The organism is Planktotalea frisia, assembly GCF_001890925.1.
Classification (GTDB): Bacteria; Pseudomonadota; Alphaproteobacteria; order Rhodobacterales; family Rhodobacteraceae; genus Planktotalea; species Planktotalea frisia.
Genome location: NZ_MLCB01000216.1, coordinates 1 through 15,187 on the forward strand (window position 1 = coordinate 1; position 15,187 = coordinate 15,187).

At 53.6% G+C, this 15,187-nt stretch carries 15 protein-coding genes and 4 tRNA genes; 4 read left to right on the forward strand and 15 right to left on the reverse strand.

Annotation, left to right across the window (positions count from 1 at the left end):
• Positions 1–22: 22 nt before the first annotated feature.
• The 3 genes from PFRI_RS19880 to PFRI_RS19890 form a co-directional block, all read right to left on the reverse strand.
• The gene (locus PFRI_RS19880; protein WP_072632445.1) at positions 23–808 is read right to left on the reverse strand and encodes a DUF6902 family protein; all 786 of its coding nucleotides are present in this window, start codon (positions 806–808) and stop codon (positions 23–25) included.
• A 54-nt stretch (positions 809–862) separates the two neighbouring features.
• Positions 863–1,132 carry a DUF6749 family protein gene (locus PFRI_RS19885; RefSeq protein ID WP_072632446.1) on the reverse strand — a complete coding sequence of 90 codons (270 nt, stop codon included), beginning with the start codon at positions 1,130–1,132 and terminating at the stop codon, positions 863–865.
• A 271-nt stretch (positions 1,133–1,403) separates the two neighbouring features.
• A complete protein-coding gene (locus PFRI_RS19890) occupies positions 1,404–1,733 on the reverse strand; it encodes a hypothetical protein (protein WP_072632447.1) in 330 nt (109 codons plus the stop codon).
• 159 nt (positions 1,734–1,892) lie between these two features.
• Here PFRI_RS19890 and xth point away from each other — a divergent pair, with 159 nt between their 5' ends.
• Complete coding sequence (xth, locus tag PFRI_RS19895) at positions 1,893–2,672, forward strand: exodeoxyribonuclease III (protein ID WP_072632448.1); 780 nt, start codon at positions 1,893–1,895, stop codon at positions 2,670–2,672.
• Here the strand turns inward: xth and PFRI_RS19900 are convergent.
• On the reverse strand, positions 2,669–3,817 hold the full coding sequence (locus PFRI_RS19900) for a pyridoxal phosphate-dependent aminotransferase (protein ID WP_072632449.1): 1,149 nt from the start codon (positions 3,815–3,817) through the stop codon (positions 2,669–2,671). The genes xth and PFRI_RS19900 overlap by 4 nt on opposite strands.
• Positions 3,818–3,873: 56 nt before the next feature.
• On the opposite strand from PFRI_RS19900, the gene PFRI_RS19905 reads away from it, so the two are divergent.
• Positions 3,874–5,175, forward strand: coding sequence for a M48 family metalloprotease (locus tag PFRI_RS19905; protein ID WP_072632450.1), 1,302 nt, complete (start codon positions 3,874–3,876; stop codon positions 5,173–5,175).
• A gap of 24 nt (positions 5,176–5,199) precedes the next feature.
• Positions 5,200–5,946, forward strand: a complete 747-nt coding sequence (locus PFRI_RS19910; protein WP_072632451.1) for a DsbA family protein — start codon at positions 5,200–5,202, stop codon at positions 5,944–5,946.
• 6 nt (positions 5,947–5,952) lie between these two features.
• Here PFRI_RS19910 and PFRI_RS19915 read toward each other — a convergent pair whose 3' ends face one another.
• The 5 genes from PFRI_RS19915 to hemA form a co-directional block, all read right to left on the reverse strand.
• A complete protein-coding gene (locus tag PFRI_RS19915; protein ID WP_072632452.1) occupies positions 5,953–6,492 on the reverse strand; it encodes a GIY-YIG nuclease family protein in 540 nt (179 codons plus the stop codon).
• Positions 6,489–7,634, reverse strand: a complete 1,146-nt coding sequence (locus tag PFRI_RS19920) for a DNA cytosine methyltransferase (protein ID WP_072632453.1) — start codon at positions 7,632–7,634, stop codon at positions 6,489–6,491. Before PFRI_RS19920 ends, PFRI_RS19915 begins: the two co-directional genes overlap by 4 nt.
• A 9-nt stretch (positions 7,635–7,643) precedes the next feature.
• Positions 7,644–8,780: a flavodoxin-dependent (E)-4-hydroxy-3-methylbut-2-enyl-diphosphate synthase gene (gene ispG, locus PFRI_RS19925; protein WP_072632454.1), complete on the reverse strand. Its 1,137-nt coding sequence runs from the start codon at positions 8,778–8,780 to the stop codon at positions 7,644–7,646.
• A 90-nt stretch (positions 8,781–8,870) separates the two neighbouring features.
• The gene (locus tag PFRI_RS19930) at positions 8,871–10,103 is read right to left on the reverse strand and encodes a helix-turn-helix domain-containing protein (protein WP_072632455.1); all 1,233 of its coding nucleotides are present in this window, start codon (positions 10,101–10,103) and stop codon (positions 8,871–8,873) included.
• 134 nt (positions 10,104–10,237) lie between these two features.
• The gene (gene hemA, locus PFRI_RS19935; protein WP_072632456.1) at positions 10,238–11,461 is read right to left on the reverse strand and encodes a 5-aminolevulinate synthase; all 1,224 of its coding nucleotides are present in this window, start codon (positions 11,459–11,461) and stop codon (positions 10,238–10,240) included.
• A 276-nt stretch (positions 11,462–11,737) separates the two neighbouring features.
• On the opposite strand from hemA, the gene PFRI_RS19940 reads away from it, so the two are divergent.
• Entirely contained in the window at positions 11,738–13,111 is a 1,374-nt protein-coding gene (locus PFRI_RS19940; RefSeq protein WP_072632457.1) for a M20/M25/M40 family metallo-hydrolase, read from the forward strand.
• Positions 13,112–13,260: 149 nt separating this feature from the next.
• Here PFRI_RS19940 and PFRI_RS19945 read toward each other — a convergent pair.
• From PFRI_RS19945 to PFRI_RS19970, 6 genes are all read right to left on the reverse strand, one after another.
• A tRNA-Asp gene (locus tag PFRI_RS19945) sits at positions 13,261–13,337 on the reverse strand.
• Between the two features lie 146 nt (positions 13,338–13,483).
• Positions 13,484–13,560, reverse strand: a tRNA-Asp gene (locus PFRI_RS19950).
• A 146-nt stretch (positions 13,561–13,706) separates the two neighbouring features.
• Positions 13,707–13,783 (reverse strand) — tRNA-Asp (locus tag PFRI_RS19955).
• A 24-nt stretch (positions 13,784–13,807) separates the two neighbouring features.
• Positions 13,808–13,883, reverse strand: a tRNA-Val gene (locus PFRI_RS19960).
• 62 nt (positions 13,884–13,945) lie between these two features.
• A complete protein-coding gene (locus PFRI_RS19965; protein WP_072632458.1) occupies positions 13,946–14,527 on the reverse strand; it encodes a histidine phosphatase family protein in 582 nt (193 codons plus the stop codon).
• 110 nt (positions 14,528–14,637) lie between these two features.
• On the reverse strand, positions 14,638–15,063 hold the full coding sequence (locus tag PFRI_RS19970; RefSeq protein ID WP_084649785.1) for an HU family DNA-binding protein: 426 nt from the start codon (positions 15,061–15,063) through the stop codon (positions 14,638–14,640).
• Positions 15,064–15,187: the final 124 nt, after the last annotated feature.

Consider the following 15,187-nt stretch of genomic DNA (forward strand, 5'->3'; position numbering starts at 1 on the left):
TCTACGGTCAGACGTCAACCCGTCAAAAGTCGGGTGCTCGAGGACTCTGTGTATAATGATCGCCGGTACCGCTGTCATTTGCGACGATTTGGAAAACTTGACTTTGCACCTTGATCCACGCCTCCCAGACCTGAGGCGGCGTTTGCCCAGCGTACCGCAACGCCACGCAAACCTCTGCGAGCAGATCGGCATTTTGTTCAAGAAACGCGAGCAACCCGGTGAACATCAAACTTTGCACAGCGCGCGGTGATACTTGTGGATCGCGACGGCCATATTCCGAGAGGTAAAAAATAATATGGGTCAACTCGTATGCGGCTTTTCGGTTAGGCAGCGCGAAACTTTGTGAGTTGTTGATAAAATCATGAAGCCTGTCGCGCAGCGAAACACACCCTTCAACGCTTTGCCCGCGCCGTGCCAAAAGTCGCAATGCTTCGGCGCGTTGCAGATCTGAGAGTTCAGCCTTGTGAAGTCCTTGCCGTTTCACAAACTCGCAAAGCTGTTCTGCGTGATCGCCCGCCATGCCGAGCGTTTCAAGATCCAACGCGATTGATACGAAAAACCGGTAATATTGGGGGAAAAAGGCAATTCGATCAGGCAGACTTTGATAAAAATCTGCATATGTTTCTAGCGCCTGAGCGTTTGGCTTATTCCCAGTGCACTCAAGGATATTCAGAATTTCAGCATTTTCTTTGAGCCAATACACATCGTCTGCGGAACGGCGTGCTCTGGCGAAGTTTTCCAGCAGCGCACCGATACCTCTGGTGCGCTGCTGTTGGTGGCGAGACAATGAAATCACATTCACAGACATGAGTTTTCTCCTATGAGCGACGCCGTTGTCTCGGCCGCCTTTTACGAACGAACCTTAAGAGCCGGACGTGAAGAGTGCTGTCAAAGCGCCACTTGTCTGGGCTGTGTCGCTGCTTGGCGCGGAACCGGATGTGAAAAGCGCCGTGTTCTCACCGCTATGCGTTGGAGCAGAACCCGATGTGAACAGAGCTGCGCCATGGCCGCCGTGCAGTGACGTGTCCATGCTTGGTGCGGAGCCGGACGTAAACAATGCGACGTCGTCGCCGCTGTGCATGTCGTTGGATGGTGTTGCGATGTGTGTCGTTGTTTTCAAAAGTGCGGACATCAAATTTCTCCAATTTGGGTTTCGATGTCATAACGCTTGCACGCATATCGTGTATTGAAAAGTTTAACTTTATTAATGCGTGTTAACCTTTAGGTTTATCTGCAATATTAATTTACATTAAATAGTTGTGGTTTGTCATTTTTCCAAACTTATCCTCAAGTTGAATCTTTTTTATATACACAACCTTTCCACAAGCATTTCCACAGGCAAATAAAAAAAAACCGGCCTGCGAAATGCCTGCCGATCCTTTGAAATTGAACTTTTTTACGAATCACGCAGCGGGTTTTGCAGTGTCATTATTGTCTTTTTCACCACTGTTCTCTGAAGACGCATCTTCAGTGTCTGGTTTCGACGTCGTTGCGTCTTGCGATGCAGTCTCTTCTTTGTCGGGCGCAGGCAATGCCAACGCTTCATCCGCGAAATATTCAGGCATCGCCATCTCGATCCGGCGCGCGGTTGCATCGACAGTGATCACTGGCATTTCAGACATATTCTCAAGTACCGCGTTCATTTCGCTTTGTGCCGCTTCAAATCGCTCACGCATTGTGACCAATTTAACTTCGCCAGTTTCTTTCTTCAAAAAATTGAAAATCTTAAGCATACTGCCCCCAATGGTTGATTTGACCTTTGTTTAAGTGGCTCGCCCCGCATGCGCACGGGGGAAAAATGCCGCAGAGCACTCACTATAAGGTGAGCAGATCGCTTGCATGAAGGGGCTCTAAAAGGATAGCAACGAGCAAACCAGCAGGAGCGCGCGCCCATGAAAATCGCCACGTTTAACATCAACGGCATCAAAGCGCGCATCGCGGCTTTGCCTGAATGGCTTGAAGAGGCCCAACCCGATGTCGCCCTTTTGCAAGAGATCAAATCAGTTGACGAGAACTTCCCACGCGAGTTGTTCGAAGGCATGGGGTACAACATTGAAACCCATGGTCAAAAATCGTTCAACGGCGTTGCGATCCTGTCGAAATTGCCGCTTGAAGACGTCACGCGCGGCCTTCCTGGCGATGAAACTGACGAGCAAGCCCGCTGGATTGAGGCAACTGTCGTTGGCAAGCAAGCGATCCGAATTTGCGGACTTTACTTGCCCAACGGCAATCCGGCACCTGGTCCTAAATACGACTACAAACTTGCCTGGATGGAGCGTTTGCAAGCGCGCGCAGAAGCCTTGCTTGCTGAAGAAACTCCGTTTTTGATGGCGGGCGATTACAACATAATTCCGCAGGACGAGGACGCGCGCAGGCCAGAAGTTTGGCAAGAAGACGCGCTCGCGCGCCCAGAAAGCCGTGCAGCCTATCGTCGGTTGTTGAACTTAGGATTAACCGAGGCTTTCCGCGCGCGTGTGCAAGGACCAGAGCACTACAGCTTTTGGGACTACCAAGCAGGCGCATGGAACAAAGACGACGGCATTCGAATCGACCATTTCCTGCTCAGCCCAGCCGTCGCGGACATCTTGCTAGATTGCCAAATCGACAAACACGTGCGCGCAAAAGAAAAGCCCTCTGATCACGTGCCTGTCTGGGTCGAACTCGACAATTAAGCGCGCTGATTGCTCATGAACGCTTGCAGGCGCGCAAGCCCCTCGACGATGTCGGCGGTGCTGCGCGCATAAGACATGCGCAGGGTTTGATGCCCGCGCTTGCTGTCGAAATCGAGCCCCGGAGTCACGGCAACACCCGCGTGCTCCAAAATATCTGCGGCAAACTGGCGACTGTCATTCGTGTACTCGCTCACATCCACATATACGTAAAACGCGCCATCAGGCGGAGCAAACTTACCGAGCCCCGCTTTCGGCAAGCCCTCTAGCATCAGAGCGCGGTTGTCAGTGTAGACCTTCATATTCGCGCGTAATTCATCATAGCAATCCATCGCCGCGAGCGCCGTCACCTGCGAGATATGAGGTGCACAAATAAACATATTCTGCGCGAGCCGCTCAATAATGCGCACATGATCCTCAGGCACAACCATCCAACCGATCCGCCAGCCCGTCATTGAGAAATACTTTGAGAACGAGTTGATTACATAAGCATCATTCGTGATCTCAAGCGCAGTGACGGCTTTCGCCTCATACTCGATACCGTGATAAATCTCGTCAGAGATGAAGGCCGCGCCTTCCGCTTGCGCCGCGCCAATCAGCGACGACATCGACGCGTGATCGAGCATGGTACCCGTTGGATTGGCAGGTGATGCGACCATCAACCCTTGAGCATTCAACCCTTTGAGGTCCGCTGCAATCGGCTGTAAACGGTTCTCTGGCTGCGCTTCGATCAATACGGGCTCTAGGCTTAGCGCCTTCAAAATCTGACGGTAGCTCGGATAACCGGGCGCGCCAATCGCGACGCGATCCCCCGCTTCAAACAACGCCGTGAACGCCAGCAAAAATGCAGCTGAAGACCCAGAGGTCACAACAACCCGCTCAGGATTCAAGTCTACATTATACCACTCACCATAAAGCTGCGCGATGCGCGCGCGAAGCGCAGGCAGGCCTAGCGCAACCGTATAACCAAGCGCATCATCCTGCATTGCCTCCGCAGCTGCCGCGCGCGCACCTGCGGGTGCGGCACTTCCGGGCTGGCCGACTTCCATATGAATAATGTGACGCCCCGCCGATTCCGCCGCGCGCGCAGCTTCCATCACGTCCATCACAATAAAGGGATCAACCATTCCACGACTTGAGTTTCGCACTACTCTCTCCCACTCTGTGTTAACTGCGGTTTCACCGCGAATTGAAGGAACAGTCAATGCGTCTGCTCACGGCTCTATTTGTGATGCTCAGTCTTTGCGCGATGCCTTTGCGTGCGCAAACCCTCATTCGCGATGCCGATATTGAGCATTCTTTGGGTCAACTCGCACGTCCAATTTTGCAAGCTGCCGGCCTGAACCCCAATCGGGTCAAGATTTTGCTAATCGATAGCCGTGTTCCAAACGCCTTTGTGCTCGATTCCAATGCGATCTTTTTGCACACAGGAATGGTTACGCGCCTCAAAAGCGCCGAGGCTTTGCAATCGGTCATCGCCCATGAAGCCGCGCATATCGCCAATGGCCACCTCACCCGCCGCCGCGCTGTGATGAACAATCGCAACAATGTTACAGGTCTCGGGATTGCGTTGGCAGCTGCGGTGGCCGCCAGTGGCGCGCGGGGTTCTGGTGCGATTGCGCTTGGTGTCGCATCGTCTGCGCAGCGTAGTTTTCTTAGCCACAGCCGCTCTGAGGAGAGTTCTGCCGATCAGTCCGCCGTACGCTACCTCGCCGCTGCAGGCATTTCCACACGCGGTGCCATCGAAGTACATGACATTTTCAAAGGTCAGGACGTGCTCTCGCAAGCGCGACAAGATCCCTATGCCCGCTCGCACCCGTTCAGCCGCGACCGCGTGCGCGCGATGGAAGCCTATGTTTCGACATACGGTGGCGACATTCCCTATAGCGCAACAGGCAGCTATTGGTTCGAGCGCGCAAAGGCGAAAATTTGGGCGTTCCAGCAAGCCCCAAAGAGTACATTACGCCGCGCCAAAAAGATGAATGTCGCGGATATCAAGCTGATGATGGAAGCCGTCGCCTATCACCGCCGCGCTCAAACAGGCAAAGCCGCAGGTGTGATGCAAACACTATTAAAATCACGCCCGAACGATGCTTATTATCATAAACTTTTGGGTCAAATCTTGCTTGAGGGCCGCCAGTTTGGTGCAGCCGTAAATGCCTACGCGCGCGCTGCCAAACTGTTACCGAACAACACCCTCATCCTTGCAGGGTATGGTCGTGCCCTCCTTGCTGCTGGACAACCCAAGAATGCGCTCAAGGTTCTTGAGAACGCGCGCTCGCGTGATTTCAGAGACCCGTCAGCGCTGCGCGATCTTGGCAGCGCTTATTCACAGACGGGCCAACCTGCGATGGCATCACTTGCGGTTGCCGAAAGATACGCGCTCAGCGGACGTCTGAAAGATGCGGAAATACACGCAAAACGCGCGGCAGGCCGCCTGCCCCGAGGCTCCGGTCCTTGGCAACGCGCGCAAGATGTGCTCAGTGCTGCACAAAGAGAAAAATAGACGACTGACTGGGAGAGTGATCACATGAAAAGATTTTTGGCCTCAACAAGCCTTTGCATTGCCGCGCTAAGCGATCCAGCGCACGCTTTTGACATCACCGCAATGAACGACGCCGAGCGCGCCGTGCTGCAAGAAGAAATTCGCGCCTACATCATGGCCAACCCGCAGGTCATTCTCGACTCCGTCAACCAAATGGAAGCGCAGCAGCAAGAACAGCAAGCTACAGATGATCTCGCACTCGTTGCAGCAAACGCACAAGCCCTGTTCGAGGATGGATATTCATGGGTTGGTGGCAATCCTGAAGGTGACATCACAGTCGTCGAATTTCTCGATTATCGTTGCGGATATTGCCGCAAAGCGCATGACGAAGTCGCTGATCTGCTCTCCAAAGATGGCAACATCCGCCTGATCGTAAAAGAACTTCCAATCCTTGGCGAAGCCTCCACCGTTTCGTCCCGCTTTGCAATTGCCGCGAAACAAGTGGCTGGTGATAACGCTTATAAAGCGGTGCACGACGCACTTATGACATACGGCGGGCAGCCGACTGCTGCGGCGCTTGGACGTTTAGCTGAAAGCCTTGGCCTTGATGGTGCAGCGATCGTCGCCCAGATGGACAGTGACGACGTGACGATGGAAATCAGCAAAACACGCGAGCTTGCGCAGCGCTTGGCGATCCGTGGGACACCAACATTTGTGATGGGCGGCCAGCTTGTGCGAGGATACGTTCCGCTCGACGCAATGCAGCAGATCGTTAACGAAGAGCGCGGCTAAGCGCGTTTACAAAAACGTCTTGTGATAGCTTACGAGACGTTCGAAATGAGCATCCAAAGCGCGCTTCAAATGAGGCGCGCTTTTTACTGTCTGGATGTAGTCCACCAGAATGCCATATTGCCTGATTTGCCGCTCAAGCCGTTGATCAGGGCGCAATCTGCGCAAGCGTTCGCCCTCCTCGATAACTTGAATGTCTTGTCTGTCCGGCTCATTCACGGGACTAGGTTTCAGCGGCAACACCTTTCCATTCATCAACGGAATTTGCGCATCAAAGCGCTGGAACAGTGCCGCTTCGAGCGGCTCGATGTCCAGCTTGTCGGCAACAGGCCACGCCCACACGTAAGCGATTTCCCAAACATCCACCTGCCGGTTCGCGATAATATCAGAGCGCGCAGAGGTCAGATGCCGCCGCACCCGCGAGCGTATGCCATCCACTGATTGCCCCACATACATCGGCACGCCGTCCAGATCACACAACGCATAAACGCCAATCTCATCGGTCAGCGCAGACAGGGCAGATTTGCGAAATTCCTGCGCCCCGCTCATGGGCGCGTAGCCTTTGCGAGCATCGGTTGAAACAACACGTCATCCAAGTAGCTCACAATCGGCACGACAACACCATCGCCCGCCACCTTATACGCGCTGTTGTAATGCGTCGGCATTTTATAGCTCTCAGGCAGCCCCATCAAACGGCTCGCTTCTTTGCTTGAGAGCAAACGCGCTTTCACGGAATTGCCCTTCACGAACATAATCGTCTGACGAGACGAGCCACCCGCAGGTGTGCGCAAACAGCCTGCGATCCCGTCAAACCGCACCTCTGCGCGTTGACGGATCTTACCGTTTTCATCAGGTCGACCGCGTTTATAAAGCAAGCCAATCTCGCGTTTTCCGGTTCTGCGTGCCAAGCCAATCCGTGCCGCGCTCGGCTCGGACATCATGTCCAAAAGGGCGTCGACTTTCGTATCTGTGTGCCAAGCTGTGTCGGGCTTGCGATCTACGATATCCACCATCGAGGTCGTGCTCAGTGCCGGCGGTTGATGCGCCCACCACGTAAATTCTGTTTTCAAATTCGCGCTCGCGGCATGCACGTAACGACGCAGCTTTTCCGTGTGAAACATCCCCGTGGGTGCGGCCAATGTCAGCCCCTCGTGAGCGATATCTTTGCGCAATGCGATCACAAACAGACGCGGACGGCTTTGAGGCACGAAGTGACGCGCGTCTATCTCAAGCGCGCCAACGCGGTACCCAAGCCCCGCTAAAGAATTGAGAACATGCGTGAAATCCTGTCCACTCCCACGGCTCATCAGCCCTGTGACATTCTCGAAGGCAATCACTTTCGGGGCAAACCCAGCTTTGACACCTTGGCTCAGCAAACGCATCCAGTGATAAAAAACACCGCTGCGCAGCCCCTTAAGCCCTTTGCCTTTGCCCGCCAAACTGAAGTCCTGACAGGGGCTTGATGCCCAAACCAGATCGAGATCTCGATAGAGCGTGTCCGCGCTCAGCCCCGCAACATCCCCCTCAAGCAAATGCGCGCCGCCCCAATTCTGGCGGTAGGTCTCGCATTTCATCGCGTCGATATCATTGGCCAGCACACAGTCCCACCGCGCCCCAAGGGCCGCATGCACCATGCCACCACCAGAGAAAAACTCCGCGAACTTTGGTTTAACTCCAGTGCCTTGCGCCATCAGTTTAGGCTATTCAGCCGCCTGCACATCGTCAGCGGCCATTTCCGCATCAATCACTGCTGCACGTTTTTCCACCTGTTCGACAATGTGGTCAACCATCTGCTCATTGCTTAGTTTGTGGCTTTGCTTACCTGCAAGGTACACCATGCCCGAACCGGCGCCGCCCCCCGTGAATCCAACGTCCGTCATCAACGCTTCGCCGGGACCATTCACCACGCAGCCGATAATCGACAGGCTCATCGGGGTTTTGATATGCTCTAAACGATGCTCAAGTGCTTCGACTGTTTTGATCACATCAAAACCTTGGCGCGCACAGGACGGGCACGAAATAATGTTCACGCCGCGATGGCGCAGACCGAGCGATTTCAGGATTTCAAATCCAACCTTCACCTCTTCGACAGGGTCAGCGGACAAGGACACACGGATCGTGTCACCAATCCCCATCCACAACAGGTTCCCAAGACCAATCGCGGATTTGATCGTCCCGCTGACCAAGCCACCCGCTTCCGTAATGCCAAGATGGATCGGCGCGTCTGTGGCTTCTGCCAACTGCTGATAAGCGGCTGCGGACATGAACACATCAGAGGCTTTGCAGCTGATCTTGAACTCATGAAAATCGTTGTCCTGCAGAATACGGATATGTTCCAGGCCACTTTCAACCATCGCATCAGGGCAAGGTTCGCCATATTTTTCAAGGAGATGCTTCTCAAGCGAGCCAGCGTTCACACCAATACGGATAGAGCAACCATGATCCTTTGCAGCTTGGATCACCTCTTTGACACGCTTTTCGTCGCCAATATTTCCCGGATTGATCCGAAGGCAAGCAGCGCCTGCTTCAGCCGCTTCAATCGCGCGCTTGTAGTGGAAATGAATGTCAGCAACGATAGGAACCGTGCTTTCGCGCACGATTTCTTTCAGCGCTTTTGTGGAGCTCTCGTCAGGTGTCGAAACACGCACGATATCTGCCCCCGCCTCTGCAGCCGCTTGGACCTGCGCCACAGTAGCGGCCACATCAGAGGTATCCGTGTTCGTCATCGTTTGCACCGCAATCGGCGCGTCGCCCCCAACAGGCACGTTGCCCACCATGATCTGACGCGATTTGCGACGGTAGATGTTTTTCCAAGGGCGGACATGATTGAGCGACATTGGGATTCCCTTTACGCACGTGCAAATTGTTACGCCCAACATAGGGCGCAGGCGCAAATCAGGCAATGAGGAGAGCCGCTTTAAAGCAGCTTATTCTGTCGGAAGTTGAAGCCCTTGGACCTCTGCCACGACACGCGCGAGGTCTTGATCGGCGCTAATGTCGGCTACTTCATATTTCTGCGTCAAAGCGTCCGCAGACAGCGCCACTTTCGATGTCACCTGACCACGCGGTCCGGCTGGTCCAAAGTGCTGACCATTCACCGCAAAGTAGATCGCACCGGATTCGCCGACACGCAGCGTTGCTGGATCTTCGGTCATTGGGATCGGATAGGTGTCGCCCGCGTTCAAGATACCCTCAAACACGGAAGTTCCATCCGCCGCACTGACGCGCACCCAAGCAGGACGCACCGCAACCAGTTGGACCTGCCCCGGGATTTGCTCAACAACCTGTGGAACAGCGACGCCGTTCGGCGCGACTTGCACTGTTCCATCGGCAAGCAATGTTGGTTGTGCTTCTAACGCGGCCGCTTGAGTTTGCTCTGCGGCGAAGGCCCCAAAGCTTTGCGGATTGATCATAGAAATCGGTGCATCGCGTGCTACCAGAACAGGCGTATCAAGCGCCTTTGGTCGATAAAGGCGGTCCAAACCATCGCTGCTAGGAGCCGCTAAACCTGCTGTGACATCGTCTTGCGACTGAACAACAGGCGCAGTGGCGCGTGCAATTGGGTCAAGGTCGGTCAACACAATCGGTGTTTCATCAACAGGCGCGACGCGCACTTGTTGGACTTCGTTCAAAACTGTCCAGCCACCAAAGCCAATCGCACCGAGCAGCGTGACCAGAACCAGTGTAGATCCAATCGCGCCCGGCTCAACGCGCGACATGAACGCGTCATTCGTTGGAACAAACGGTGTGCTTGGTTGCGCAAACGGGTCGCGGCCAATAGACGAGCTCGCGATAATTTCAGCGGCGCGGGATTTTTTGATGCTCGACGCTTCGTCGGACATGCCGTGCGCGGTGGAAAAACCACTTTCGCGGCAGAAAATATCAAAGGCGCGCTCGGGGTCCATGTTCAGGTAACGTGCGTAGGAGCGCACATACCCTGCGATGAAACCGGGGGTTTCAAACACAGATGGGTCAGCGTTCTCAATCGCGGAAATGTAGGATGCTTTGATCTTGAGTTCGCGCTGCACATCAAGAAGCGATTTTCCAAGGGTCGCACGCTCGCCGCGCATCATATCACCAAGTTGCAGTTCGTAGTCGTCAAACCCCTTTGGGGCGACGTCTACTTCTTCAACCTTACGCGATTTTTTGCGCCTGATCATTCGCTCTGCCCCATGCTACGCGTTGCTCACCTGCGTTACCGGTCTGTAACCAACTTATCCACAAGTCCGACTCAGACTATGGCCTTATCCGCGAGAGGTTAACACGCTGCAAGCGATTCTGCACGAAATAAGGGTTAAGCCGTTAATTCGGCACGATTCAGCGCACACTGCGACCAAAGATTGTCCATCGCTTTGACAAGCTTGTCCATTTCGCTCGGCCCATGCACAGGAGAGGGCGTAAAGCGTAGACGCTCTGTGCCTCGTGGAACTGTGGGGAAATTGATCGGCTGAACGTAAATCCCAAAGTCCTCAAGCAGCATATCAGACAGCGTCTTGGTATGAACCGGGTTTCCAACCATTACAGGGACTATGTGACTGCCATGATCGATGATCGGCAGGCCCATCCCTTTCAGTCGTGTTTTCAATATCTTAGCTTGCGTTTGATGTTGCTCGCGCAGCTCTGGGTGAAGCTTGAGATAAGCCACGGATGCGGCGGCCCCGGCCGCAACTGCTGGCGGCAATGACGTGGTAAAAATAAACCCAGGCGCGTAAGAGCGGATCGCGTCGCACATCTTGCCAGACGCAGCTATGTAGCCACCCATGACGCCATATGCTTTTGCGAGGGTGCCGTTGATGATGTCCAAACGGTGCATCAGACGGTCACGCTCGGCAACCCCTGCCCCACGTGGACCGTACATGCCAACGGCATGCACTTCGTCGATATAGGTCAGCGCTCCGAACTCATCTGCGAGATCACAAAGCGCCTCTATCGGGCCGAAATCGCCGTCCATCGAATAGATTGATTCGAAGGCAATCAGCTTGGGTGCATCAGGGTCATCCGCCTCCAGAAGCTCGCGCAAATGCGCCACATCGTTATGCCGGAAAATGCGTTTCGCGCCACCGTTGCGGCGGACACCTTCAATCATTGATGCGTGATTCAAAGCGTCGGAATAAATGATCAAACCGGGGAACAGCTTGGGTAATGTCGAGAGCGTCGCATCATTGGCGATATAGGCAGACGTGAACAACAGAGCTGATTCTTTGCCATGCAGGTCCGCCAACTCCGCCTCTAGGCGTTTATGATAAACCGTTGTGCCTGAAATGTTGCGCGTGCCGCCAGACCCCGCGCCCGTCGCCTCGAGCGCTTCGTGCATGGCTTCCAAAACAACAGGATTCTGTCCCATTCCGAGGTAGTCATTGCCGCACCAAACAGTGATCGCTTGCTCGCTACCATCTGCTTTACGCCAAGTCGCATTTGGAAATTGACCGTTTTCACGTTCAATATCGATGAACGTGCGGTAGCGGCCCTCATCGTGAAGGCGCTGCAAACTCGCGTCGAGTTGCGCTGTATAATCCAAGCGATGTCTCCCCCTGATACCATTAAGCGAAACCAATCACTTTACTTTAAAAGCAACGCATTGGCGCGGATCTCGTCTATATTCCAATTTCAGAATACTTAACGACTACATAGGTCGTAGGCAACACATTAGCAGTGCACGACATGTCGCAGCCTTGGTCTAAATCAATCTTAAACTTTCTGCGTCCTAGATATGGAAACACAGCGTTATCTGGACAGTCGCGCACAGCATGATAGCGTCCGCTCAACGCTCTCACATATACGGAAATACCCACTCATGTCTCTTGATGCCGTCCTTGCAAAGATCGACGACGATCTTCCCAATGCAACAGAACGCTTGCTCAACCTTTTGCGTATTCCTTCTGTTTCGACCGACCCTGCTTTCAAACGCGATTGCGATGATGCTGCCGATTGGCTGGTGGCGGACTTGAAAATGCTCGGTGCGGACGCGTCCAAACGTCTAACACCCGGCCATCCGATGGTTGTTGGCCATATCGATGGCGACGGTCCACATGTGATGTTTTATGGTCATTACGACGTACAACCCGTTGATCCGCTTGATCTTTGGGACACACCCCCTTTCGAGCCTGCAATTGAAGATACCCCTGCGGGCAAAGTTATTAGTGGTCGTGGCTCGTCCGATGACAAAGGCCAGTTGATGACCTTCGTGGAAGCCTGCCGCGCATGGAAAGACGTGCATGGCTCACTTCCTTGCAAGATCAGCTTCTTCTTTGAAGGCGAAGAAGAAAGCGGCTCACCCTCACTTGTACCTTTCATGGTCAAGAACGCAGAAGAGCTGAAATCAGACATCGCCCTCATCTGTGACACAGGGTTGTTTGAGAGCAAAGTGCCCTCCATCGTCACTATGTTGCGCGGGCTTGTCGCCGAGGAAATCATCGTCAAAGGGCCGGATCGCGATTTGCACTCTGGTATGTATGGCGGCGTTGCGATGAACCCGATCCGCGTGTTGAGTAACATCATCACAGGTCTACACGACGGGACTGGACGCATCACATTGCCCGGTTTTTACGACGCCGTACCCGAACTTGCCGATGAAATTCGCGCGCAATGGCAAGGGCTTGGATTTGATCATGCGAAATTCTTGGGCGACGTTGGTCTTAGCGTTCCAGCGGGTGAACAAGACCGAACACCGCTCGAAATGATCTGGTCGCGGCCAACGTGTGACGTCAATGGCATCTGGGGCGGCTATGCGGGCGATGGTTTCAAAACCGTGCTCCCTGCAGAAGCCGGCGCGAAAATCAGCTTCCGCCTTGTGGGTCAGCAAGACCCCGATGCGATTCACGAAGCGTTCGAGACATATGTTCGCAGTTGCTTGCCTGAAGACTACACGGTCGAATTCCCGCTCGGTAAAGGCTCTAAAGCGAGCCAAATGTCGATCAAGGATCCTGCGTTTGAAAAAGCACGCAAAGCACTCAGCGATGAGTGGCCAAACCCTGCGGCCTATGTGGGCTGTGGCGGCTCGATCCCGATCGCGGGCCATTTCAAGGACATCCTAGGCGTCGATGCAATGCTCATCGGCTTTGGCAAAGACGACGATCAAATTCACTCCCCTAACGAGAAATACGATCTGGAAAGCTTTCACAAAGGCATTCGCTCATGGGCGCGAATTCTGGACGCTTTATCAGCATAGCAATACGGTTTCGCCGCGAAACTTATGGCCGTAATGCATGCAGCTTTCGGGGCGAAACCATCGTTAGACAGGGAATTCTTCCCGAGCGAGCACACAGCAGATGTTTGCGCAAAGCCGCAAAACGCTTGATTTACAAAACTTAGGAAAAGTGGCGCGGTTGACGGGACTCGAACCCGCGACCCCCGGCGTGACAGGCCGGTACTCTAACCAACTGAGCTACAACCGCGCATAAAAATCGCAATAGGACAACAAGCTCTGTGGGTCAAGCCGCTTATCCCATTCTTTCTATAGGTTTTTCTGAAAACCGAAGACGCACAAAAACCAGCACCTAAAAATGAAAAAGCTCCCCGAAGGGAGCCTCTCAAGCAGTGGTGGCGCGGTTGACGGGACTCGAACCCGCGACCCCCGGCGTGACAGGCCGGTACTCTAACCAACTGAGCTACAACCGCGCATAAAAATCGCAATAGGACAACAAGCTCTGTGGGTCAAGCCGCTTATCCCATTCTTTCTATAGGTTTTTCTGAAAACCGAAGACGCACAAAAACCAGCACCTAAAAATGAAAAAGCTCCCCGAAGGGAGCCTCTCAAGCAGTGGTGGCGCGGTTGACGGGACTCGAACCCGCGACCCCCGGCGTGACAGGCCGGTACTCTAACCAACTGAGCTACAACCGCTCACTGCTCATTCAGTTGCCTGAATGGTGGGTGATGAGAGACTCGAACTCCCGACATCTTCCGTGTAAAGGAAGCGCTCTACCAACTGAGCTAATCACCCGATGTGCGTCGTTTAGACAGTTCTTTTCGCTCGCGCAACTCAAAAATTACGCTTTTTTGAGTTTAACGTAAGATCGTTTCTTTACCGTTTTCAATCACGTAAACACAGCCCTGTTCATGGCCCAAGTCTAGCGTGTCATCAAAGCTCAATCCGCGCAAAATCCCCCTTAAAACACACAGTGTCGCGCCGTGTGTCACCAACATCGCAGGCGCGGATTGTTGGTTCAGGAAATCCTCGCAACGCGTTTGCACCGCGCTCGCACCTTCCCCGTCAGGTGCGAGAAACATCAATTCAAACGGATTGCGAGCCTGATTGAAGAGCGAAGCGTGACTTTCTTCAATATCCGCCAGGTAACATCCATCCCAGCTCCCCGCGCTTATTTCGCGCAGACGAGGGTCTGTCATGATTTTGAACTCTTGCGCGTTTGTCGCAATCTTTGCCGTCGTTAGGGCACGTCCTTGAGGGCTAGAAAGAATTGAAAGGTTTGGATTTTTCGCGAGAACAGGACACATAATTTCGGCTTGTCGCAGCGCCTGAGCCTGCCCGATCTGCGTTAGCTCAGAATCAAGCCGCCCTTGAAGTCGACGCGCAACATTCCACTCGGTTTGACCGTGCCGCAGTAAATAAAACTTTTGAAAAGGCATGTTTTCAGCGCTACTTCCGTCTGATTTCGTCTGATTTCGTCTGATGAAAGTAGCTCAGTCTGTTGTGGGCGCAATGCGATTGTGGTGCGCCCCACTTTGCTTAAACAGTTTTACTCTGCCGCTTCTTGCGATGGGCTCGGAACGCGATTGCTTTGACGTATTTTTGTGACCAAAACTTTACCGCCCTGCACGTCTTTAGCGCGATTGATCTTTACCTTACCAAGCGGCTGCAAGTTAAGTTCGCGCCCGTCTGCAAGGGTCTGGCCAAGAATAGCCAGCATCGCTTCAATCACGGGCTTTGCGTCTTTCTTTTTGATGCCAGAACGCTCAACGACCGCGTCGATCAGCTCTTTCTTTTTGAGTGCCGGATCCGAAACAACACGCGTACTATCGGTTACCACGACGGGTTTCGGCTGGGAAGTCACCGCTGATTTTGCGGCTTCTTCCTTGGTTGTCTTGCTAGATGTCGCGGCACTGGACGTTTTGGGCGCGCTACGACTTGTAGTTGTTGTTCTCGAAGTGGTGCTCTTTGCCATGATTTTGTGCCTTTTGTTCTCAGTTTAGAGACAATCTAACAAATTTCGAACGATCCGACCACCCGCTTCCTGAAGTGGTCCTACTAATTCGGACAGGTTTGTGGCTCAGCTAAGATGTAATCGG